The sequence below is a fragment of the Collinsella aerofaciens genome (genome assembly GCF_040926185.1).
Classification (GTDB): domain Bacteria; phylum Actinomycetota; class Coriobacteriia; order Coriobacteriales; family Coriobacteriaceae; genus Collinsella; species Collinsella aerofaciens_BC.
The window spans coordinates 82,120-103,222 of the sequence record NZ_JBCOIQ010000002.1 but is presented as its reverse complement, the minus strand read 5'-3'; the positions used below and the strand labels follow the sequence as shown (position 1 = coordinate 103,222).

Sequence of the window (21,103 nt, the reverse complement as noted above, 5' to 3'; positions counted from 1 at the left end):
TATGTCCGATTCCGTTGACACGACGGTCGATACGACCTCGTCGCGTGAGCGCATCAAGCGTGCCCTTTCCCATGGCAAGAAGGGCCGCATCAACAAGGATCTGTCCAACAAGATCATGCTCGGCGTGTTTCGCGCCGCGGCCTATATCACCACGCTGGTGCTGATCGCCATCATCGCCTACGTGGTCATCAACGGCCTGCCGCATATCTCGCTCGACTTTATCTTCGGCTGGCCGCAGGGCGTCAACGCCGAGGGCGGCATTTGGCCCACGATCGTCTCGACCATCTACGTGACGGCGCTCGCCATGCTCATCTGCACGCCGGTTGCCGTCCTGGCTGCGGTCTATCTGGCCGAGTACGCCAAACAGGGCAAGGTCGTCGACATCATTCGCTATGCTGCCGATGCCCTGGCCTCGGTGCCCTCCATCGTTATGGGCCTCTTTGGCTACGCCTTGTTTGTCGAGGCTATGGGTCTGGGCCTTTCGATGGTCTCGGCCGCCCTGGCGCTGGCACTTCTGATGCTGCCTATTGTCATGCGTACCACCGAGGAGGCAATCCGCGCCGTTCCGCGCTATATCCGTTGGGGTGCATATGGCCTGGGCGCCACCAAGTGGCAGGTCGTCTCCAAGATCGTGCTTCCTTCGGCTTTTGGCCGCATCGCCACCGGCATCGTGCTTGCCATCGGCCGCGCCATCGGCGAGACCGCCGTGGTGCTCTACACCATGGGTCAGGCCATCAACCTGCCTATTTCGCCGCTCGATTCCGGTCGTCCCATGACCGTTCACCTTTATCTGCTTGCCAATGACGGCATCAACATGAACGCAGCCTACGGCACCGCGCTTTTGCTGATGGCGATTATTCTGGCCTTCAACCTGTTTGCGCGTTATCTGTCGCGCAAGCGCCACTAGTTAAGGAGTCCCATGTCCGTCTATCAGTCCGCTCCCACGCCGGAGCAAGCGGCCATCACGGCCAAGGATTTCAACTTCTGGTACGGTGACTTTCATGCGCTGACGGGGCTCGACCTCAACATCGCCAAAAACGCCATCACCTCGTTTATCGGTCCTTCGGGCTGCGGCAAATCGACGTTTTTGCGCTGCATCAACCGTATGAACGACCTGATCGAGGGCACCCGCGTCGAGGGCACCATGACGCTCGACGGCAACGATATCTATGCCGAGGGCGTCGACCCGGTCGACCTTCGCCGCCGCGTGGGCATGATTTTTCAGCAGCCCAACCCGTTCCCCAAATCCATCTACGAGAATGTCGCTTTTGGCCCTCGTCTGCAGGGTGTGACTAGCAAAAGCGACCTCGATGACATCGTGGAAGAATCGCTTAAGCGCGCCAACCTCTGGAAAGAGGTATCCAATCAGCTCAACAAGGATGGTTTGGCGCTCTCGGGCGGTCAGCAGCAGCGTCTGTGCATCGCGCGTGTGCTTGCGGTGCAGCCCGATGTCCTACTGATGGACGAGCCCTGCTCCGCCATCGACCCCACGTCCGTCTCTAAGGTCGAGGATCTGATGGCCGAGCTGGCGCCCGAGATGACGATCATCATCGTCACGCATTCAATGCAGCAGGCAGCTCGCATTAGCGACTACACCGCATTCTTCTTGCAGGAAGTTGCCGGCGAGCCCGCTACGCTCATCGAGTATGGTCAAACCGACGCGATCTTCACCAGCCCGGTGGACTCGCGGACGGAAGACTATATCACCGGCCGCTTTGGCTGATCGGTGCGACTAGTCCCAAGCCGATCGGATCTGGTCCGGTGCGTATTCACTGTGCGGGCGGCATGACCGCACCCAACTGATTGGAGTGAACCATGCGCAAACTGTTTTCCCGTCAGCTCATCGAGGCCCGTCACGAGATGCTGAGCATCTACGAGGCCGTCGATCTGGCCCTCCACGATGCCGTGAAGGCCTATGTGACCGACGACCGCAAGCTCGCCACCAAGACCAAGAAGCGCACGCTTTCGATTGACGCACGCTGCGCCAACCTGGAGGCCGTCTGCTACAACCTGATTGCCACGCAGTCACCGGTCGCCTCCGACTTCCGCTTGCTGCAGACGATCATCTACGTCGACTTTAACCTGCAGCGCATGACCGATAAGGTTCGCCAGATTTGCCGCGCCACGCGTCATATGATCAAGGCCGACATCTCGCTGCCCAAGGAGCTTGTCGGCACGGTCGAGGCCGAGGCTGAGGCCGTCTACCAGGTGCTGGGCTCTTCGCTTTCTGCGCTCGTCACCAACGACATGTCCATCATCTGCAACTTGGCCGTCGAGGACGAGCCAGTGCACGCCGCCTACGAGAAGTTCTTCCGCACCTTTAACCGCATGGACACGGGCGATTTTATGGACGACGACAGCAACTATGACGACCTGCGCCGCGCCATCATGGTATCGCGCTATCTCGATCGCATCGCCTCGATTTCCATCGATGCCGCCTGCCGTCTGACCTTCCTGTTGACCGGACAGCGTATGACTGCCGGTGATATCGCCTGCACTGATGAGGATGAGCTCGAGAGCATGCGCGTGCCTTCGGGCGAGGGTGTTATCATGAGGCCCGCCGTCGATGCACGCTACGTTGCCAAGGTGCCCGTTAACGAGGTCAGCGAGGGTCTTCGCTACCTGCTCGATCATCTTGAGGATGAGGACGATGGCGAGGACGACGAGGAGTAAGTAACCCCGTTCGTCGAAAGATTGTAAATACCTAAGTGAGCGCGGCCTTGCACATGCGGGGCCGCGCTCTTGCGTTAGCATGGGACTACTTGTTTGGCTGTCAGCGGAGGCGATTGGCAATGGATAACTATTTGGACTTGATGCGCGCTCGCCGCGAGCAGATTCTGGAACGTTTTTATGCGGCGCTCGATCGCGCGGGCCGTACCCACGACGCCGCGAGCCTCATTGCCGTGTCCAAGACCGTTGGTGTCGATGAGACCGTTGCCGCCATCCAGGCGGGGTATCGCCATTTTGCCGAGAACCGCCCGCAGGAGCTGGTTCGCAAGCTCACGGGTCTGGCGGAGCATCCGGAGCTGCCCGAGGTGCGCTTCGATATGATCGGCAACCTGCAGACCAATAAGATCAATGCGGTGCTGGGCTCAGCCGAGCTGATTCACTCGGTGGGTTCGCTGCATCTGGCGCAGGCGATCTCGAGCCGTGCTGTTCGCAAGATTGAGGCAGGCGAGCTCGTCGGCCCCCAGCGTGTGCTCATTGAGGTCAATGTGAGTGGTGAGGAGTCGAAGGGAGGCTTTTCACCCGATGAGATTCGCGCCGCCGCGGGTGAGCTTGCAGAACTTGAGGGAATTTGCGTACAGGGGCTTATGACTATGGCGCCCCGGGGGAATAAGGATGTGGCACGCCGCACCTTTGCGGGGCTTCGTGAGCTGAGGGATGAGCTGGAGGCGGCGCATCCCGATTTGAACCTGCCTGAGCTTTCCTGCGGTATGAGCGAGGACTTTGAGTCTGCCCTTGAGGAGGGCTCTACGCTCGTTCGCCTGGGCAGGGTAGTATTTAGCCCGGAGTTTGCAGTAAAATAAGGCTCTGAAGTGCGCACTGATTATCGGGGCGCCTGCACTAAACCGCGAGAGGACACAACCATGGGCTTCCTTGACGAGATTAAAAATAAGATGCACCTGGGCGGCCAGCAGGGTTACGACCAGGGTTATGGCCAGGACGACGACTACGGCTACGATGACGGCTACGACGATGGCTATCAGGGCAACGGCTACAGCGGTGCTTCGGGCGAGGGCTTCTACACCCAAGACGAGCCGAGCAACGGCCTGCTTGGTCAGACGCGCCGCGGTGAAGCTGAGTCGGTTGCCGTGTATACGCGCTCCGGTCAGCTGGTCGGCGATGACTCCCGCCATGCCACGACGTATAACCCGCCTTCGCGCTCGCAGGACAGTGTTGCGAGCGGTTATCGTCCCGGTGCCTATGACACGCCGTCGAGCTACGCCGAGAATACCCGCGCCCGTGCCGCCGCTGCACCCGCGCCTGCACCGAGCGATGCCTCGGCCTATGCGAGCAATATCATCAACGCCACGCCGCAGCTGCCGGCCTATGTCCTGCGCCCCGAGAGCTATGACGACGTGGAGACTGTGGTGCGCCGCGTTCGCACCAAGCAGCCTGTCGCACTGATTTTTGTGGGCGTACGCACCGAAGTTGCCAAGCGCGTCTTGGACTTCTCTTACGGCTTTGCCTGCGGTCTGGGTGCCACGGTCAAGGAGGTGGGCGACCGCGTGTTCATGGTGCTGCCCGCCGGTTGCGAGGTCAAAGATTCCGATCTCAAGAAGCTTCGTGCCGACGGCTACCTTAAGTAAAGACAAGACGAGGAGATTCCCATCAACATCTACACTATCGTCCAGCTGGTCAACACGCTGTTCAACTTCTATTCCACGCTCATTGTCGTCTACTGCTTTATGACGTGGATTCCCATGAAGCAGGGTGGTTTGCTTCAGGATATTGCTGCGGTGCTTGATAGCGTGTGCGGTCCGTGGCTCAACCTGTTCCGTCGTTTCATCCCGCCGATGGGCGGTATCGATTTTTCGCCGGTCGTTGCGATTATTGCGTTGCAGTTGGTGCAGAGGCTGGTTCTGCAGCTTCTTATAGGTATACTCGTGTAGAACTGTCTTAGTAACTTACGTCGGGCGTGTAGCGCCGAGGCGATGAAAAAGGAGACTTGTTATGGCTATTACCCCTGCAGACATCCAGGCTCAGACTTTCTCTGAGGCCAAGCGTGGCTACGATCCTGCCGAGGTCGACGTCTTCTTGGAGACGCTGTCCTCCGAGGTTGACGCTATGCTCGCTAAGATCGTCGACCTTAAGGGTCGTCTGACTGCTACCGAGCAGCAGCTTGCCGATGCGCAGGCTCAGCTTGCCCAAGCTCAGGATGCCACCGCCCAGGCCGTTCCTGCCGCCCCCGTGGCTGCTCCCGCCCCTGACTTCTCCGCTCAGGAGCGCCAGATTTCCGCTGCCCTGATCGCTGCCCAGCAGACCGCTGAGACCATCGTCAACGATGCCAACGAGAACGCTGAGCGTATCCGCAACGAGGCTGACGCCAAGGCCCGCGAGGTTATCCGCCAGGCTCTGACCGAGAAGCAGGCCGAGCTCGAGGAGATCGATCGTCTCAAGGCTTCCCGTGAGGAGTTCAAGGCAGAGTATCTCAAGCTCATCCAGCACTTCATGGACGATGCCCAGAACTCCTTCCCGGCCGACCTCATGGCCTCCACGCCGGTCGGTTCTGCCGCTTCTCCTGCGGTGACTGTTCCCGCCGAGCCGCTGCCCGTCGCTGACCCGGTTGTCCCCGTGGCCGATCCCTTCGCCCCGATCGACAACTTTGCTGCCGACGACCTGGACTAACATTCGGCCTACAATTTAGTGCCTAGAAAGGACCCGCAGCTTGCGGGTCCTTTTTTATGACTGTGCCGGAGTGCGTAACATAAAAAACCGAGCCCTGCACATAATGGCGCAGAACTCGGCGAACGGGTGAGCGGTCAAGGGTAGGTTTTAAGGCATGTCCCAAAACCTACTTGAGGAGGAAGTCGGAGAGGGGAATGGTACGGGCCTCGCGATGCTCGGGATCGGCGATGTGGTCGGCAGGATATCCACAGACGAGCATGTGATAGGGATAGACGCCCTTGGGCAGATTGAACTGCTCCTGTGCCACCCCAGGCTTAAAATGGCATACCCAGCACGTTCCCAGGCCCTGCTCGGTGGCCTCCATCATCATCTGATCGCACACTATGGACGTATCGATTTCACTGGAATTCATCTGGTCATACGGGCGCACCCAAGCGTCTTCGGTAACGCTACAAATAAGGAAGATGAGCGGAGCGCCAAAGATAGATCCATCACGAGCAAACCGAGGCTGACAAGCAGCAGCCTTCTCCAGAAGCTCAGGCGTATCCAGCACCATCACACGAGAAGGATGATTATTACAAGCAGAAGGAGCAATCCGCCCAGCCTCAACAATGGCATCCACCACAGCCTGCTCCACAGCCCGATCTTCAAACTCACGACAAGAATACCGACCCCGAGCCAGATCCAAATAAGACATACAAGCCCTCCAACAATTAAAAATCAAACAAACCCAAAGTAACCCAAACAGTACCCAAAGCAGCAATCAGCCAATCGCTCATCGAATACCAAAGTAAAACCCCGAGCAATCAAGGGCCATCACAGCAAAGGCCCCACCACGCTCAACCCCTCAGCCAAAGTTCCCAATGGTGGTACGTAAGGGAGCGGGCCCGACCACTAATACCTTTTGAACGACTCTGCTTGCAGCCGGAGTGAAAAAGGTATTAGTGGTCGGGCCCGCGACCGGTGGGATACGTACCCCCAATTAACTGTTCTTCATGACAATCGAATCCACAACATCGGCCACATTCTCGCAGCAGTCGGCGCAGTACTCCAGGAAGGCGTAGACGTCACGCCAAGCGATGACCTCGAGCGGATCCTTGCCGTTAACGTGCAGGTTGCGCATGGCGTTGATGTAGAGCTCGTCGGCCTCGGACTCGATGGTGTTGATCTGGATGACCAGCTCGCGCAGCGTTTTGGACTTGCGGTAGTTGGGAAGCTCGACCATCAGGTCTTTCATGGCGCGGCAGGCGTCAGTCACCTTGTGGGCGATGACGATGGCGTCGGGATGGATGCTCTGAATGTTGGTGAAGTAGACGCGCTGCACGACGCCCTCAATACGGTCGAGCACGGTGTCGAGCGCGCAGCTCATCAGATCCAGATCCTCGCGCTCGAGCGGGGTGATAAAGGCGGTGAGCAGGGCGTCTTCGAGCTCGTGGTGCTTCTTGTCTGCCGCATGCTCAATCGCATGCATCTCCTCGAGCATGTCGTGGATCTGCGCGGGATCAAAGTTCTCAAAAATCTTGATGAGCAACTCTGCGGCCTGGACAGCAAGGTCGGCGCAGGCGACGTAGTTGTCAAAGTAGAACGAATCGGGTTTCTTTGCCATGGGTGGGTCCTTTCGAGGCGAAGACGGGTGGGCGAAGTGTTGCGGTCCAGATGGACGTTCGGTTTGACTAGAGGAACATCATGAACAGCTTGGCCATGACAAAGCTGATGAGTCCGCAGGCGGGGAAGGTGAAGAACCAGGTGAACATCATGTCCTTGACGACGCCGAAGTTGATGGCCGAAAGGCGCTTGACGGCACCGACGCCCATAATGGCGCAGGTTTTGATGTGCGTGGAGGACACGGGGATGCCGGTAAGGGTGGCAAGTAGCAGGTTCGCGGCGCCCGCGAGGTCGGCGGAGAAGCCCTGATACTTCTCGAGCTTAACCATGCTCTGGCCGACGGACTTGATGATGCGCTCGCCGCCCACGCTGGTGCCGATACCCATGGTGGCCGAGCACAGCAGCATAATCCAGATGGGGATGCCTGCATCGCCGACGCTCGTCTGGCCGCTGGCAAAGGCCACGCCTAAAAAGAGCACGCCGATGAACTTCTGTCCATCCTGCGCGCCGTGCATAAAGCTCATGGCCGCAGCGCTCGCGATCTGAGCGTATTTAAAGAAGACATTGGCACGTCGCCTGTTGGCGGCGGCGAAAAGGATCGAGACGAGCTTGCACAGGACCCAGCCCATGACAAAGCCCAGGCCGATGGAGAGTGCTAGGCCGTAGATGACCTTCATCCACTCGTGGACGTTGACGCTGCTCGCGCCGCCGAGGGCGATAGCGGCACCGGTCAGGCCGGCGATAAGGCTGTGGCTTTGCGAGGTGGGGATGCCAAAACGCGACGCTGTGGCGCCGTAGACGACGATGGAGAACAACGCCGCGCACAGGCAGGCGAGCGCCATGGTGCTGTTTCCGCCAAAATCGACGATATGTGAGATGGTGTTGGCGACGCTCGCATTAAAGTGCGTCATGATGAGCACGCCGAGGAAGTTGAATGCGGCGCTCATGAGAATGGCGGCGCGGGCGGGCATGCAACGCGTAGTGACGCAGGTCGCGATGGCGTTGGGCGCGTCGGTCCATCCATTGACGAAGATGGCGCCCAACGCGAGGATCACGGTGACGGCAAGGACTGGGTTCGACACAATTTGGCCGAGGAAGGTTGAGAACGTTACGTCCATATATGGGCTTTCTCGAAGTTTGCAGACACGTTACAAAAACATGATAAATCGTATCACCTCCTACGGGTTTCTTTGCCGAGTTCTGATGGGAGAAGTAATTTTTTGGCACTAAAATTGAATATTAGCCCTGTTGACCGTGGGTGTTCTTTTTGCTATCACGCCATGCGGACACGCGCGTTCGCTCCGACACTCCAAAACCACAGTCTGTTCGCTTTACAACATGCAAACATGCGTTCGATAATAGGAGACATGGAATATCGACAGACAGATGGCAAAACTCGGCGCGTGCACAAGCAGTATGTGGACGTCGTGGCTCGCATCCTCGCGGGCGGACAGGTCGTGCCGGTCACCGTCTGCTGGGTCGACGGTCGTTGCTTTACGATTGACGAGATTGTCTCGACCGCTGGGTTTGGCCTGACGGTTCACGGCATCCGTACGGCAACCTATAAGGTGCGTTTTGGCGGGCACGCGACCGAGTTGTATCTGGAGGACCAGACGCGCGAACGACCAGATGGCTCGCAGGCCCACCTGATGCGTTGGTGGGTGTGGGCATTCGACCGTACGCTTGAGGGCGAGCGCCGTAGGTAAGGACGCACGGCGTTCGGGTACAATGACAGGAATCTTGTCAGCTACTGCGCCGTTATTTGTGGCGCTTTTTGAAAGGACGAACCTATGAACGATATCCAGGGCTATCAGAACGGCCCCGTCGAGAGCGGCGCAAGCCGCGCCAAGGAGATGTCGCCGCGCGCGTACAATCTCACCATGTCTGCCCTGATCTTCTTGGGCTTTTGCGCCATGGGCGCCGGCGCCTACTTTACGAGCACCATGTCGTTTGCGCGCATGATGATGAGCGGCGCCGCCTTGCCGCTGGTCTTTGGCTCGTTTATTTTGACCATCGTCGGCATGGTTATGATGTCGGCTGCTGCCAGCAAACAGTCCGTGGGCCTGTCCCTTGTGGGCTACGTAATCTTTGCGAGTACCTTTGGCCTGACCGCGTCGTTTGGCCTTGCCAACTACGACCTGCCCACCATCAACACTGCCTTTATCGCCACGGCCGCCATCACCTTTGTCTTTGGCGCCTTGGGCGTGACGTTCCCCAAGTTTTTCCAGCGCGTATATGGCATCGGTTTTGGCATTCTGCTCGCCACTATTCTGGTTGAGATCGTGCTGATGTTCATGGGCGTCTCGCAGACCATCACCGACCTGATCGTGATCGTGGTGTTCGCCGGCTTTATTGGCTACGACACCTATGTTGCCACGACAGTGCCGCCTACACTGCCCAACGCCGTGCTTATGGCCTCTAACCTGTTCGTGGATATTATCAACGTGTTCCTGCGCATTCTGAACATCCTCGGCCGTCGCGACTAGTGGCGAATTGCGGCGGTGCTTGCCGTGCATGCAAATCGATGCGAAAGGCGGTCCTTCGGGGCCGTCTTTTTTGTACGCGACGGGGTATCATGGATGGGAAAAGCCGATAGCGGCAGAGACCGAGAAAGGTGACCACTTATGGCAGACGTCGACAACAGGAACCGTAACCGCAGGTCCAACCGAGCGGGTCAGCCCAATCCCAAGCGCGAGGCCCGTGCCAAGGCCGCCGAGCGTCACGTGGCAACTGTGTCCGAAGCGTGCGCCAAGGATATCGAGCGTTCGCTTGCCGGTGTTCGCGAGTTTGACGGTATGCCTGCCGGCTTTGTCTCGGCGATGAAGGCCAAGGTTCAGAGTGCTGTGGCCACCGAAGAACAGGTTGCCGAGGAGTCTGAGGCCGCCGAGGCCGAGACCGCTGAGGTTGCGTCCGCCGAGACCGAGGTTACGGCCGAGCCTGCACACGCAGAGGAGGCCACGGAGACCGAGTCCGCGCCTGCCGCCGAGGAGCCCGCTCCGGTCCTGCCCGAGGTCACCGTGCTCGACGCCTCTGCCACGCAGGCCATTCTGGATAACGGTCGTGGCTATGCGCAGTTCTGCGATATGGCCGTGCTTGCCTTTGCCTCGTTTACCAATCCGGGCGGCGGCTATATCCAGGGCTACCTGGGCCAGGAGGCCACGCTCTGCGCCGATTCGTACCTGTACAACGTGCTCGACAAGCAGCGAAAGTGGTACGGCGAGAACCGTCGCCGCAACATCAACTGCGAGCTTTACCGCAATCGTGCGCTGGTGGTGCCCGCCGTGCGCTTCGACCGCAACCACGTGCACGCATACGCCGATGTGATCGTTGCCGCCGCACCCAACGTCAAGCGCGCCCGCCAGGAGTACCGCGTGAGTGACGACGCCCTGTTGGATGCCCTGCGCGACCGTATCCGCTTTGTCCTTGCCATCTGCGATGAGCTGGGTCGCGAGAAGCTCGTGCTGGGTGCTTGGGGCTGCGACAATAACGGCTTTGATGCCGAGGCCGTGGCCGAGCTCTTCCGTAAGGAGCTCGCGTCGGGCGACTTTAAGGTCAAGCAGGTGTTTTTTGCCGTGCCCTCTACGCGCTGGGATGAGGACTTTGCCAAGTTTGAGCACGTGTTGGCAAGCTTCCCCGAGCGTAACGAGGAGTCCTATGCTCAGGTTGCCGCCCGCGCCGCGGCCACCCGTGCCACCGAGCAGGCTCAGGCTGCCGCCGAGGACGATGAGGACGATGACGATTGGCGCAAGTACCTGTAATCGGTACGTGCCGACAGATAGGTCGAGCCGGCGGGAGGGCTGCTCCCGTCGGCTTTTTACTAAAGGAAGGGCTTACGATGAAAAACGTTCTGTGCTTTGGTGACAGCAATACCTATGGCTATGATCCGGCTGGTATGCGCGATGGCACCGCGGTGCGCTATGCGCAGGATGTGCGCTGGTGCGGCGTGGCGCAGCGTGACCTGGGCGAGGGCTGGCATGTGATTGAGGAGGGGCTTAACGGCCGCACGACGGTGCGCGACGATATGTGCCATCTGGACACTAACCTCAACGGCATTCGCGCGCTTCCGATGCTGCTCGAGGCCCATAAGCCGCTGGACGCCATTGTGATCATGCTGGGCACCAACGACTGTAAGACGGTCTTTAACGTGACAGCTTCCGATATCGCCTGTGGCGCCATGGCACTGATTCGCGCCGTCCGCGCGTTTCCGTGGACCGACGCTGCGCCTTGTCCGCACATTCTGCTGATGGCTCCTATCAAGATCAAGCCGCAGATCGCCGATGTGTATATGACCGACTTTGACAAGCATTCCGTTGAGGCATCTGAGCATTTTGGCGAGTACTATGCGCACGTGGCCGAGCAGTTTGGCTGCGACTTTTTGAATGCCGCCGAGTTTGCCGAGCCGGGCGATATCGACTATCTGCATATGATGCCCGAAAGCCATGAGAGCTTGGGACATGCCGTGGCAGCCAAGCTCAAAGAGATGCTCGGTGAGTAGCGCGACCCCAAGCCACCACAAAGGTGCCTGTCCCCTTTGCGGTGGTTTTGGGCTGTGAATCTTAATACTGCCACATGTGGTTGACAGGGCCGGAGCCTTTGCCCATGTCAAGGCCGGCGGCGAGGGCGCCCGTTAGGTAGGCCTTGCCGGCGTTGACGGCATCGGCAAGATCCATACCCTGGGCCAGCGCACAGGCGATGGCGGACGAAAGCGTGCAGCCGGTACCATGCGTGTTGCCGGTCTCGATGCGCTTGTGGCGGAACCACGTGGTGAGCGGATCGCCCAGGTGGTTGCCCTCGTCATCGAGCGGTGCGGGCTCTGCTAGCACATCGTTGGCCTCGTTGACAAAATGCCCGCCCTTAACGAGAGACGCGCACCCAAAGCGGCGGGTGAGGAGCATAGCGGCATTTTGCTGCGTGCGCTCGGAATCGACCTCGTAGTCGAGCAGGGCCATGGCCTCGGGAATATTGGGCGTGATAACCGTCGCTAGCGGGAACAGGCGGCGAGTGAGCGCCTCTGCGGCATCTTCGGCAATCAGCCGTGCGCCCGAGGTGGCTACCATGACGGGGTCGACTACCACGTTTGTCGCCTTCCAGGCGCTCAGGCGGTCGGCGATAACATCGATAATCTCGACAGAAGAAACCATGCCGATCTTGACGGCGCTCGGGCGGATATCGTCAAAAACGGCGTCAATTTGCGCGGCTACGATATCTGGCGAGATATCCTGCACGGCGGTAACGCCCAGTGTGTTTTGCGCTGTGATGGCGGTGATGGCCGTCTGGGCATACAGACGGTGCGCCGTGATGGTCTTGATGTCGGCCTGAATGCCGGCGCCGCCGCTGGAATCGGATCCCGCGATGGACAGGACGGCAGGTACCTTACTACGATCTATGTTCGCTCCCTTGTTCGGTCGGAATCAAATTGGTCTTTAAGCCAGCATTATAAAGATGCCCGGGCCGACTCTATGTCGAACCCGGGCGGGCGATGCAATCTTTACGCAAATGTAAGCAAATGTTCACACGTCAACAATTGAGGGGCGCCGGCTCGCCGCTAGAAGCGATCGCAGCGAGGAGTCTAGTCCTCCATGCCAAGGTCGATCGTCGTGCCCTCGAATACCTTGTTAACGGTGCGGACGGCGCACATCTTGCCACACATGGTGCAAGTGCCCTCGGTTGCGGCGGGGGATTCCTCGTAGCGCTTCTTGCCGGTGACCGGGTCGAGCGCGCACTTCCACATCTCTTCCCAGTCGAGCTTGCGGCGTGCCTGGCCCATCTTGTCGTCCATGTCGCGGGCGTGGGGCACCTTTTTGGCGATGTCGGCGGCGTGTGCGGCGATCTTGGTGGCCATGAGGCCATCGAGCACGTCCTGGGCGTTGGGCAGGCACAGGTGCTCGGCCGGCGTCACGTAGCACAGGAAGTCGGCGCCGGAGCTGGCGGAGATGGCGCCACCGATGGCGGCGGTGATGTGGTCGTAACCCACGCCGATATCGGTCACCAGCGGCCCGAGCACATAGAATGGGGCGTTGTGGCACAGGCGTTTCTGCAGTTTCATGTTGGCGGCGATCTCGTCGAGCGCCATGTGACCCGGGCCCTCGACCATGACCTGGACGCCGGCGGCCCAGGCGCGCTTGCACAGCTTGCCCAGCTCGATCATCTCGGCGGTCTCGGTTGCGTCGTTGGAGTCGTAGAGGCAGCCCGGGCGGCAGGAGTCGCCAAGCGAAATCGTCACGTCGTACTCGTGGCAGATCTCGAGCACCTCGTCGTAGAACTCGTAGAAGGGGTTCTCATTGCCGGTGACCTCCATCCAGCCAAACAGCAGCGAGCCGCCGCGGCTGACGATGTTCATGAGGCGGCCGGTCTCCTTAAAGGTCTTGATGACCGACTTGTTGATGCCGCAGTGGATGGTCATGAAGTCCACGCCGTCCTCGGCGTGCGCGCGAACGACCTCGAGCAGGTCGTCCTTGGTGAGCTTGACCAGCGGCTTTTCCATGTAGCCGATGGCGTCGTACATGGGGACGGTGCCCACCATAAGCGGCGTCTCGTCGATGAGCTGCTGGCGGAACTGGCGCGTCTTGCCCGAGTTGGAGAGGTCCATGATGGCGTCGGCGCCAAAGTCCTCGGCAATCTTGACCTTCTTCCATTCCTCGGCGGCATCGGCCTTGTCGCCCGAGATGCCCAAGTTCACGTTGACCTTGGTGGACAGGCCCTCGCCGACACCAAAGGCGCGCATGCCCTTTTTGATATGCACGATGTTGGCGGGAATGGCGATGCGGCCGTCTGCCACGCGCTCGCGGATGTACTCGGGGTCGCGATGCTCGCGCTCGGCGACCTCTTTCATCTGAGGTGTGATCTGCCCAGCGCGGGCGAAGTCGATTTGTGTGACGAGCTTGGGCTCGGTCTGTGTGCTCATTGGCACGGCTCCCTTCGTTGGCATTACCCATATCAGGTTTGCGGGTCAGGGCGGGCGCGCCCAGTCTCAGCCTGCCGTCTTGTCCTGCAAGCTCCCCGTTTATGTGGTGGGCTCAAGTATAGCTCGAATGGGTACGATTGACGCGATGAGCATGCCCGTGGGGAGGCGAACATGGAAGACAAGCATCTATATCGAGAGACGCAGTGGTATGTGTCGGCCGAGGAAGGCCGTGCCCATCATGGGCTGGTCGCAATTGGTTTTGCGGTGCTTGCCGTGCTGGTGATTGCCTGCTGTATCTGGACGTTTGGCGGGCGTGGGGGAGCTGTATGGGAGTTCGAGGCTGATGATGGCCTACCGATTATGACGGTGAGGAGCACCGGCGGTAATGCCAATACGCTCGCCATTCCGGGCGATTATTGGTACCCGCGCGATGAGTTTGTGCAGTTGCAGCTGAGTGGTGGGTCCATTCCAGGTGAAGAAATCGAACGTGTGACGTTTGACGCGGCGCTCAAAACGCTGACGGTGAAGCTCAAAGATCAAGGAGATGTGCCCACGACTATGGATATCGTCCTGACGGAATGGCGTCTGGAGCCTCCGACGGGTGTTGCGGTTTCCGAGGTTGAGCACGTCAAGATTGTCTATCAGGACGGTTCGACAAACGGGATTGCAAAGGCCGACGGTCTAGCAGAATAGGTGTCGAGCCTAGCCAGCCAATTCATAAAAGTTGCGGTGGAATAGTTCCTGATTGTGCGATAAAAGGCTCAAATAGGAACTATTCCACCGCAAGTTATATAGAGAAGGCTGAGCGGGTCAGTTTTGGGTGGCGGGTCTAGAGCATCTGTTCGTTGATGAACACGAGGGTGCCTGGGTATGAGATCTCGGGGGCGTGGCGATAGCCGATGTCGAACTCGGTGAGACGGCCGGCGTCCTCGAGTCCGTTTGCTGCCATCCAGCGCACCATGGAGCCGCGCGCCTTTTTGCTGGCGGTCGAGCGCTGGATGGGCTTGCCGTTGCGGATGCCTTCGCCAAAGAGACATGTGACGACCGCGGCATCGGTGGTGAGGCGGGGCAGAACGGCTTTGGCGTATTCCGCGCTGGCGAGGTTGACGATCGTAGCGTTGGAGCCCGCCGGAGCGATGACCCGTGCGAGCTTGTCGCCCCAAAACGCGTAGAGGTCTCGGGCATCGTCGACGGCAAGCTTCGCGCCCATCTCCAGCCGATACGGTTCAACGGCATGAAAGGGGCGTACGCATCCGTAAAGGCCCGAGAGGATCCACAGATGGTCTTGCAGCCATGCGAGCTGTGCGGCATCCATGACCTCGGGCGCCATGCTTTGGTATTGAATGCCGTGATAGGACATGACGGCAGGGGAGAGGTGACGGGCGAGTGCGGGATTGTCGAGATCGCCGTTTTTCAGGATGGGCTCGAACTCATGCAGGGTGCTGAGGCAAGACCCCAGCAGTTTGTCACTCACGTTCCACAACGCCTGCAGGCCGCCGCTGCCTTCATTCCGCTCGATATCTAGCAGTGCACGGTGGAGGCGAGCTGTCTCGCGCACAAAGGGTGGAATGCCCAGGACTTCATAAGCATCTTGGGCCGCGCGCATCTGTTTGGCGGGCGAAATGATGACTTGAAGCATAGACTCTCCTCTGCCAAAAAAGGAAGTTGCGGTGGAATACGGTCTGTTTTGGCCGTTTATGGGCCAGTTTAGTCCGTATTCCACCGCAAGTTATGGGTGGGGTGGATTAGGCGCGCTCGAGGAAGGCCTTGTAGCCGCGGTAGGCCTCGTAGATGTCGGCCTTGTTGGCGACCTCCCACAGGGCGTGCATGGACAGAACGGCAACGCCGGAGTCGATGACGTTCATGCCGTACTTGGCCATGATGTAGGCGATGGTGCCGCCACCGCCCGCGTTGACGCGACCGAGCTCGCAGGTCTGGAAGTCCACGCCGGCCTCGTCCATGATGTCGCGGACGAGGGCCACATACTCGGCGTCGGCGTCGTTGGAGCCGCCCTTGCCGCGGCTGCCCGTGTACTTGTTGAAGCACAGGCCACGACCCATGAAGGCTGCGTTCTTGGTCTCGAACTTGCCGGCATAGCCCGGGTCGAAGCCGGCGGACACGTCGGAGGAAAGCATGCGGCTGCGGGCGAGCGCGCGGCGCAGGGCCAGCGGGCTGCCCTCGCCGGCGAGCGTCATGATCTCGGCGACGGTGTTCTCGAAGAAGCGGCTCGTCATGCCGGTGGCACCCACGGAGCCGATCTCCTCCTTGTCGACGATGAGCGTGATGCTCGTGCGCTCCACGTTGGCGACGTCGATCTGGGCGAGCATGGAGGGGTAGGCGCAGACGCGATCGTCGTGGCCATAGCCCAAAATCATGGAGCGGTCGAGGCCCATGTCGCGGGCGGGACCGGCGGGCACGACCTCGATCTCGGCGGAGAGGAAGTCCTCCTCCTCGACGCCGTACTGCTCCTTGAGGATGTCCAGGAACATCTGCTTGACGGGCTCCTTGGGAGCGTCCTTGTCGTCCTCGTCAAACTTGACGGGACGGCCGCCCACGATCACGTCGAGGATCTCGGCGTCGACGGCGTCCTTGGCGGGCTTGGACATCTGCTCGCTCGAGAGGTGGATCAGCAGGTCGGAGATGGTAAAGACCGGATCGTCTGCCTTGTCGCCGATGTTGATGTCGACGGTGGTGCCGTCCTTTTTGCAGATGACGCCCACGAGTGCAAGCGGGGAGGCCACCCAGTGGTAGCTCTTGACGCCGCCGTAGTAGTGCGTGTCGAGGTAGGCCATGTCGCCGGCCTCGAAGGCGGGATTCTGCTTAAGGTCCAGGCGCGGCGAGTCCACGTGAGCACCCAGGATGTTAAAGCCCTGCTCGAGCGGGGCGGTGCCCAGGTTGACGAGCATGAGGTCTTTGCCGTGATTGGCGGCGTACACCTTGTCGCCGGCCTTGAGCGTGCGGCCCTCGGCAATCACGGTCTCCAAGTCGACGTAGCCCGCCTCCTCGGCCATCTTGATGCCGGTCTTGACGCACAGGCGCTCGGTCTTATTCTCGCTCAAAAACTGCTTATAGCCGCGGCAAAGCTCCTCGAGTTCCTCGACTTGCTGTGGCGTGTACTTTTTCCATGCGCAGGGACGCTCCATGACGCAGGCTCCTTTCGGATCGATCGTGCTGGTTGATGTACCGTGAGCCATCGTATCACGCGCGGGCCCGCGGCGGCAGGGAAGCCTGATGTGCGGTGGCCGCGGGGCGGGGAGCGTGTAAACTGGTGTGAGCAAACCGTGCCCAGCCCAAAGCGAGGTATTCAATATGTCTGACAAGCGCCGCACCTTTGCCGTTATCGACGGCAACTCGCTCATGCACCGCGCCTTCCACGCCGTGCCGCCCACCATGAATGCGCCGGACGGGCGCCCCACCAACGCGATCTTCGGCTTTCTGAACATGTTTCTTAAGATGATCGATGCCTTTAACCCCGACGGTGTGGTCGTGGCGTTTGACAAGGGCAAACCGCGCGTGCGCATGGAGATGCTGCCGCAGTATAAGGCGCAACGCCCGCCCATGGACCCCGATCTGCATGCGCAGTTTCCGATGATCAAGGAGCTGCTCACCGCGCTCAACGTGCCGATTCTGCAGTCCGAGGGCTGGGAAGGCGACGATATCCTGGGAACCATGGCGCGCCTGGGTGAAGAGGCCGGCTGCGACATGCTGCTGGTGACCGGCGACCGCGACATGTATCAACTCGTGACCGAGCACGTCAACGTGGTCTCGACCCGCAAGGGCCTGTCCGACGTGGCGATCATGACGCCCGAGAGCGTGGACGACCTGTATCACGGCATTACGCCGGCGCTCGTGCCCGATTTTTACGGTCTAAAGGGCGATACGTCGGACAACATTCCCGGCGTACCGGGCATCGGCCCCAAAAAGGCGAGCGCGCTCATCGCACAGTACGGCAGCTTGGACGAAGTCATCGCGCATGCCGATGAGGTCAAGGGCAAGATGGGCGAGAACCTGCGTGCGCACATCGACGATGCGCTGCTGAGCCGCAAGGTCGCAACCATTCGCACCGATGCGCCCGTCGAGCTCGACTTTGACGAAACGTCCTTCCCGGCGTTTTCTGCCGACGAAGTGTCCGCGGCGCTGGGCACACTTGGTATCACCGCCATGCAGAACCGTTTCTTGGCGCTGATCGGCGGCGAGGGCGGGGCTGCTGCTGCCTCCAGTGTGTTTGAGATACCTGCTATGGTTCGCGCAGCCGCCGGCGATGCCGACGCGCTTGGTGCCGTTGCGGCTGAGGTCTCCCGCGCGATTGATGCCGGCGAGTGGGTCGCCGCCGTGGTGGACGACGACAAGGAAGAGGGCGCGCTCTTTGGACTGACGCGCACGCTGTGGTTGGCGACGTCCAAGGGCCTGTTCGCGCTCGAGGAGGGCGACGGCGCCTCCACTGCCGTAGTCGATGGCTTCAACTTCGCTCACGGTGTGATCGCCGGCGTGCTTGCGCGCCTGTTTATGGAGGGCCGCGTGGCGAGCCCGGATACGAAGGCGCTGCTGCACGAGCTTTCGCCCATCGATTCTTCTGAGCCCGAGCTCATGGATCCGCTAGCAGTCGATTCCACGTGCATCTTCGACACCGTGGTCGCCGCTTACCTGTTGGATTCCGACCGCTCCGAGTTTGACGAGGCATATCTGGCCGATACCTATCTGCAGATGGCGCTGCCTGCGGCGCGCGGTGCAGAGGGTGCCGGCGAGGACGCCCCCGCCCCCGCCGCTCGCACGGCGGCCTTAACGCTGGCGCTGGTCGCACCGCTGCGCGACCGCATGGCCCGTGAGAACGCCACCAACGTGTTCGACGGCATCGAGATGCCGCTTGTGCCGGTGCTTGCCAAGATGGAGCGCGCGGGCATGCTCGTAGACCCCGACCGTCTGCATAGTCTGTCCGAGGGCCTGGCGACTCAGATTGCCGAGGTCGAGCGCAGCATTCGTGACCTGGCGGGTGACGAGACCTTTAATATTGGCAGTCCCATGCAGCTGTCGCATGTGCTCTTTGATGTGATGGGGCTTCCGACCAAGGGCCTCAAGAAGACTAAGCGCGGCTATTATTCGACCAACGCCAAGGTGCTGAGTGACCTTGCCCGCGACCACGAGATCGTGCGCCTGATTTTGGACTGGCGTGAGAAGTCCAAAATCAAGTCCACCTATCTGGACACGCTGGGCCCGCTACGCCGTGGTGACGGTCGTGTGCACACTACGTACAACCAGACCATCACAGCAACGGGGCGTCTGTCCTCGAGCGACCCGAACCTGCAGAACATCCCGACGCGCTCGGAGCTGGGTCGTACCGTCAAGACGGCGTTTTCGGCAGGCGAGGGAAGCGTCTTTTTGGCGGTGGACTACTCGCAGATCGAGCTGCGTCTGCTGGCGCATCTCTCGGGTGACGAGCACTTGGTGCGCGCCTTTAACGAGGGCGAGGACTTCCATGCCGAGACGGCGGCGCGCGTGTTTGGTGTGCCGGTGTCCGAGGTAACGCCCGACTTGCGCAGTCGCGCCAAGGCCGTGAACTTTGGCATCGTGTATGGCCAGCAGGCCTACGGCCTGTCGCAGTCGCTGCATATCTCGATGGCCGAGGCACGCGACATGATCGACCGCTACTACGAGGCCTACCCGGGCGTGCGCACGTTCCTCGACAACGTGGTGGCACGCGCCAAGCAGACGGGCTACGCCGAGACCATGTACGGCCGCCGTCGTCATATTCCGGAGCTCAAGGCCAAAAACCCGCAACTCCGCGGCTTTGGCGAGCGCACGGCCATGAACCATCCCATGCAGGGCACCGCCGCCGACATCATCAAGATCGCGATGGCCCGCGTAAGCCGTCGCCTGGAAGAAGAAGGCTTTGCCGCCCACATGATCCTGCAAGTGCACGACGAACTGGACTTTGAGTGCCCCATCGACGAAGTCGAGCGCCTAACCACCATGGTCCGCGACGTCATGGAGCACGTAGTGGACCTCCGCGTCCCCCTAATCGCCGAAGCCAGCACCGGCATAACCTGGGCCGACGCCAAATAGGGAAGTGCCCACAACCCTAAAGTAACCAAACCAGAAGGGGGCTCCTTGCCAACAAGGAGCCCCCTTCGTTCAATTAAATTCAGCCTAAGTATCTAGACACTCAAGACGCCATCTAGGCGGCAAACAAGAAAACCTAGGGCCTGGCCGGGCGGCACAGGTTAACTTTTCGTAGATTCCGCACGCAAAGAAAGCCACTTAATGCGGCTTTCGTCTTGCGCAGGACCTGACCGAGCGAAAAGTTAACCCCTGCCGCCCGGCCAGACCCGATGGGATGGCTAGCGAGCCGCCAAGATGGCGTCGATGAGCGTCAGTACGCCCCCGTCGTTGTTGCTCGGAATGCGCCACTTGGCATGTGCGTTCATGTGCTCCTCGGCATTGTCCACGATAAAGCTGTGACCGACGCGCTCCAGCATGGGGATGTCGTTGTAGGTGTCGCCCACGGCGGCAGCATCGGCAATATCGATGCCCAGGTGCTCGCACAGGTGCGCGACGCCGGCGCCCTTGTCGACACCCAGGTTCATAAAGTCGATCCACTCGCGCCCGGCGTTGGTGACGTAGAGCTTGTCCGAGAACTCGGGGCTATAGGCCTCGCGGAAAGCGGGCTCGGCGTCGTAGCCGGGGAAGAAGATCGAAATCTTGTTGGACTCGAGATCAATGCCCTCAAAGCTGTCGACGTAGTTGATTGTGTTGTAGTAGACGCTGATCTCGTCGTGGTATTGATGGTCGCGGGCAAGTACGTAGAACTCGTCGAAGCAGCACAGGACGGGGACAGCGCGAGGATCCTCCGAGGCACGGCTCAAGACCTGCTGATACAGCTCCACGTCAATATTGCTCTTATAGATATAGCTACCGCGATAGATCACGCACGCTCCGTTATCGGGACAAAAAGCGAGGCGGTTCTTAATGCCCTCGAACATTTCCTCGAGCTTGGGGGCGGGACGTCCGCTGGCGGGGCAGAATACGATGCCTGCGTCGGCGAGCTTGTCCAGACGCTCGTCGAGACCCTGGGGCAGCACGCGCTCGTCGGTCAGCAGCGTCTTGTCCATATCGACGGCGAGAATCTTAATGTTGCCGATGTTGGCGTCCGATTCGTAAGTTTGCATAAAAATGCGCCTTTCGTTTCGAGATTGTTTCAGGCGTTATAACCATCAACTAGCAGTCGAGCGTATTTTCGCAGGAATG

At 60.1% G+C, this 21,103-nt stretch carries 21 protein-coding genes; 13 read left to right on the top strand and 8 right to left on the bottom strand.

Going from position 1 to position 21,103, the window contains the following annotated elements; translation table 11 throughout:
• Position 1 precedes the first annotated feature (1 nt).
• The 7 genes from pstA (at position 2) to AB5750_RS01505 (ending at position 5,352) form a co-directional block, all read left to right on the top strand.
• On the top strand, positions 2–907 hold the full coding sequence (pstA, locus tag AB5750_RS01535; RefSeq protein ID WP_161159738.1) for a phosphate ABC transporter permease PstA: 906 nt from the start codon (positions 2–4) through the stop codon (positions 905–907).
• 12 nt (positions 908–919) lie between these two features.
• Positions 920–1,723 carry a phosphate ABC transporter ATP-binding protein PstB gene (pstB, locus tag AB5750_RS01530; protein ID WP_035137966.1) on the top strand — a complete coding sequence of 268 codons (804 nt, stop codon included), beginning with the start codon at positions 920–922 and terminating at the stop codon, positions 1,721–1,723.
• A gap of 92 nt (positions 1,724–1,815) precedes the next feature.
• Complete coding sequence (locus AB5750_RS01525; RefSeq protein WP_006234247.1) at positions 1,816–2,673, top strand: phosphate signaling complex PhoU family protein; 858 nt, start codon at positions 1,816–1,818, stop codon at positions 2,671–2,673.
• A gap of 119 nt (positions 2,674–2,792) precedes the next feature.
• Positions 2,793–3,530, top strand: coding sequence for a YggS family pyridoxal phosphate-dependent enzyme (locus AB5750_RS01520; protein WP_368145179.1), 738 nt, complete (start codon positions 2,793–2,795; stop codon positions 3,528–3,530).
• Positions 3,531–3,590: 60 nt separating this feature from the next.
• Positions 3,591–4,313, top strand: a complete 723-nt coding sequence (locus AB5750_RS01515; RefSeq protein WP_022094497.1) for a cell division protein SepF — start codon at positions 3,591–3,593, stop codon at positions 4,311–4,313.
• Positions 4,314–4,328: 15 nt separating this feature from the next.
• On the top strand, positions 4,329–4,616 hold the full coding sequence (locus AB5750_RS01510) for a YggT family protein (RefSeq protein ID WP_040358293.1): 288 nt from the start codon (positions 4,329–4,331) through the stop codon (positions 4,614–4,616).
• 61 nt (positions 4,617–4,677) lie between these two features.
• On the top strand, positions 4,678–5,352 hold the full coding sequence (locus AB5750_RS01505) for a DivIVA domain-containing protein (RefSeq protein WP_006234242.1): 675 nt from the start codon (positions 4,678–4,680) through the stop codon (positions 5,350–5,352).
• Positions 5,353–5,518: 166 nt separating this feature from the next.
• Here the strand turns inward: AB5750_RS01505 and AB5750_RS01500 are convergent, their stop codons facing one another.
• The 3 genes from AB5750_RS01500 to AB5750_RS01490 all read right to left on the bottom strand — a co-directional run bounded on the left by AB5750_RS01500 (position 5,519) and on the right by AB5750_RS01490 (position 8,075).
• Entirely contained in the window at positions 5,519–6,049 is a 531-nt protein-coding gene (locus tag AB5750_RS01500; protein WP_368145180.1) for a nitroreductase family protein, read from the bottom strand.
• 285 nt (positions 6,050–6,334) lie between these two features.
• A complete protein-coding gene (locus tag AB5750_RS01495; RefSeq protein ID WP_117655140.1) occupies positions 6,335–6,958 on the bottom strand; it encodes a DUF47 domain-containing protein in 624 nt (207 codons plus the stop codon).
• Positions 6,959–7,025: 67 nt separating this feature from the next.
• Positions 7,026–8,075: an inorganic phosphate transporter gene (locus AB5750_RS01490; RefSeq protein ID WP_006234237.1), complete on the bottom strand. Its 1,050-nt coding sequence runs from the start codon at positions 8,073–8,075 to the stop codon at positions 7,026–7,028.
• Positions 8,076–8,324: 249 nt separating this feature from the next.
• On the opposite strand from AB5750_RS01490, the gene AB5750_RS01485 reads away from it, so the two are divergent.
• The 4 genes from AB5750_RS01485 to AB5750_RS01470 all read left to right on the top strand — a co-directional run bounded on the left by AB5750_RS01485 (position 8,325) and on the right by AB5750_RS01470 (position 11,452).
• Entirely contained in the window at positions 8,325–8,663 is a 339-nt protein-coding gene (locus AB5750_RS01485) for a hypothetical protein (RefSeq protein ID WP_138374472.1), read from the top strand.
• A gap of 84 nt (positions 8,664–8,747) precedes the next feature.
• Positions 8,748–9,443, top strand: a complete 696-nt coding sequence (locus AB5750_RS01480) for a Bax inhibitor-1 family protein (RefSeq protein ID WP_117655137.1) — start codon at positions 8,748–8,750, stop codon at positions 9,441–9,443.
• Positions 9,444–9,581: 138 nt separating this feature from the next.
• Positions 9,582–10,715 (top strand): TIGR02452 family protein, encoded by a 1,134-nt coding sequence (locus AB5750_RS01475; protein WP_368145182.1) that lies wholly within the window; start codon positions 9,582–9,584, stop codon positions 10,713–10,715.
• Positions 10,716–10,792: 77 nt separating this feature from the next.
• Complete coding sequence (locus tag AB5750_RS01470; protein ID WP_368145183.1) at positions 10,793–11,452, top strand: GDSL-type esterase/lipase family protein; 660 nt, start codon at positions 10,793–10,795, stop codon at positions 11,450–11,452.
• Between the two features lie 61 nt (positions 11,453–11,513).
• Here AB5750_RS01470 and thiD read toward each other — a convergent pair whose 3' ends face one another.
• Together thiD and thiC are read right to left on the bottom strand one after the other, a co-directional pair.
• Positions 11,514–12,311: a bifunctional hydroxymethylpyrimidine kinase/phosphomethylpyrimidine kinase gene (gene thiD, locus AB5750_RS01465; protein WP_368154889.1), complete on the bottom strand. Its 798-nt coding sequence runs from the start codon at positions 12,309–12,311 to the stop codon at positions 11,514–11,516.
• Positions 12,312–12,526: 215 nt separating this feature from the next.
• Positions 12,527–13,861 (bottom strand): phosphomethylpyrimidine synthase ThiC, encoded by a 1,335-nt coding sequence (gene thiC, locus AB5750_RS01460; protein WP_368145185.1) that lies wholly within the window; start codon positions 13,859–13,861, stop codon positions 12,527–12,529.
• A gap of 171 nt (positions 13,862–14,032) precedes the next feature.
• On the opposite strand from thiC, the gene AB5750_RS01455 reads away from it, so the two are divergent.
• A complete protein-coding gene (locus AB5750_RS01455) occupies positions 14,033–14,554 on the top strand; it encodes a hypothetical protein (protein ID WP_368145186.1) in 522 nt (173 codons plus the stop codon).
• 136 nt (positions 14,555–14,690) lie between these two features.
• On the opposite strand, the gene AB5750_RS01450 is transcribed toward AB5750_RS01455, so the two are convergent.
• Positions 14,691–15,500 (bottom strand): YaaA family protein, encoded by an 810-nt coding sequence (locus AB5750_RS01450; protein ID WP_368145187.1) that lies wholly within the window; start codon positions 15,498–15,500, stop codon positions 14,691–14,693.
• Between the two features lie 106 nt (positions 15,501–15,606).
• A complete protein-coding gene (locus AB5750_RS01445) occupies positions 15,607–17,004 on the bottom strand; it encodes an aminopeptidase (RefSeq protein ID WP_368145188.1) in 1,398 nt (465 codons plus the stop codon).
• Between the two features lie 166 nt (positions 17,005–17,170).
• Between AB5750_RS01445 and polA the strand changes: the two genes are divergently transcribed.
• Positions 17,171–19,921 carry a DNA polymerase I gene (gene polA / locus AB5750_RS01440; RefSeq protein WP_368145190.1) on the top strand — a complete coding sequence of 917 codons (2,751 nt, stop codon included), beginning with the start codon at positions 17,171–17,173 and terminating at the stop codon, positions 19,919–19,921.
• Between the two features lie 275 nt (positions 19,922–20,196).
• On the opposite strand, the gene AB5750_RS01435 is transcribed toward polA, so the two are convergent.
• Positions 20,197–21,024: a Cof-type HAD-IIB family hydrolase gene (locus AB5750_RS01435; protein WP_368145191.1), complete on the bottom strand. Its 828-nt coding sequence runs from the start codon at positions 21,022–21,024 to the stop codon at positions 20,197–20,199.
• Positions 21,025–21,103: the final 79 nt, after the last annotated feature.

Excerpts from the sequence above, each read along its gene's own strand:
- AB5750_RS01435 (WP_368145191.1), bottom strand. The coding sequence starts at position 21,024 with ATGCAAACTTACGAATCGGACGCCAACATCGGCAACATTAAGATTCTC.
- thiC (WP_368145185.1), bottom strand. The coding sequence starts at position 13,861 with ATGAGCACACAGACCGAGCCCAAGCTCGTCACACAAATCGACTTCGCC.
- AB5750_RS01525 (WP_006234247.1), top strand. The coding sequence starts at position 1,816 with ATGCGCAAACTGTTTTCCCGTCAGCTCATCGAGGCCCGTCACGAGATG.
- AB5750_RS01500 (WP_368145180.1), bottom strand. The coding sequence starts at position 6,049 with ATGTCTTATTTGGATCTGGCTCGGGGTCGGTATTCTTGTCGTGAGTTT.
- AB5750_RS01505 (WP_006234242.1), top strand. The coding sequence starts at position 4,678 with ATGGCTATTACCCCTGCAGACATCCAGGCTCAGACTTTCTCTGAGGCC.
- AB5750_RS01515 (WP_022094497.1), top strand. The coding sequence starts at position 3,591 with ATGGGCTTCCTTGACGAGATTAAAAATAAGATGCACCTGGGCGGCCAG.
- AB5750_RS01475 (WP_368145182.1), top strand. The coding sequence starts at position 9,582 with ATGGCAGACGTCGACAACAGGAACCGTAACCGCAGGTCCAACCGAGCG.
- AB5750_RS01490 (WP_006234237.1), bottom strand. The coding sequence starts at position 8,075 with ATGGACGTAACGTTCTCAACCTTCCTCGGCCAAATTGTGTCGAACCCA.
- AB5750_RS01480 (WP_117655137.1), top strand. The coding sequence starts at position 8,748 with ATGAACGATATCCAGGGCTATCAGAACGGCCCCGTCGAGAGCGGCGCA.
- pstB (WP_035137966.1), top strand. The coding sequence starts at position 920 with ATGTCCGTCTATCAGTCCGCTCCCACGCCGGAGCAAGCGGCCATCACG.
- pstA (WP_161159738.1), top strand. The coding sequence starts at position 2 with ATGTCCGATTCCGTTGACACGACGGTCGATACGACCTCGTCGCGTGAG.
- AB5750_RS01485 (WP_138374472.1), top strand. The coding sequence starts at position 8,325 with ATGGAATATCGACAGACAGATGGCAAAACTCGGCGCGTGCACAAGCAG.
- AB5750_RS01455 (WP_368145186.1), top strand. The coding sequence starts at position 14,033 with ATGGAAGACAAGCATCTATATCGAGAGACGCAGTGGTATGTGTCGGCC.
- AB5750_RS01450 (WP_368145187.1), bottom strand. The coding sequence starts at position 15,500 with ATGCTTCAAGTCATCATTTCGCCCGCCAAACAGATGCGCGCGGCCCAA.
- AB5750_RS01520 (WP_368145179.1), top strand. The coding sequence starts at position 2,793 with ATGGATAACTATTTGGACTTGATGCGCGCTCGCCGCGAGCAGATTCTG.
- polA (WP_368145190.1), top strand. The coding sequence starts at position 17,171 with ATGTCTGACAAGCGCCGCACCTTTGCCGTTATCGACGGCAACTCGCTC.
- AB5750_RS01495 (WP_117655140.1), bottom strand. The coding sequence starts at position 6,958 with ATGGCAAAGAAACCCGATTCGTTCTACTTTGACAACTACGTCGCCTGC.
- AB5750_RS01445 (WP_368145188.1), bottom strand. The coding sequence starts at position 17,004 with ATGGAGCGTCCCTGCGCATGGAAAAAGTACACGCCACAGCAAGTCGAG.
- AB5750_RS01470 (WP_368145183.1), top strand. The coding sequence starts at position 10,793 with ATGAAAAACGTTCTGTGCTTTGGTGACAGCAATACCTATGGCTATGAT.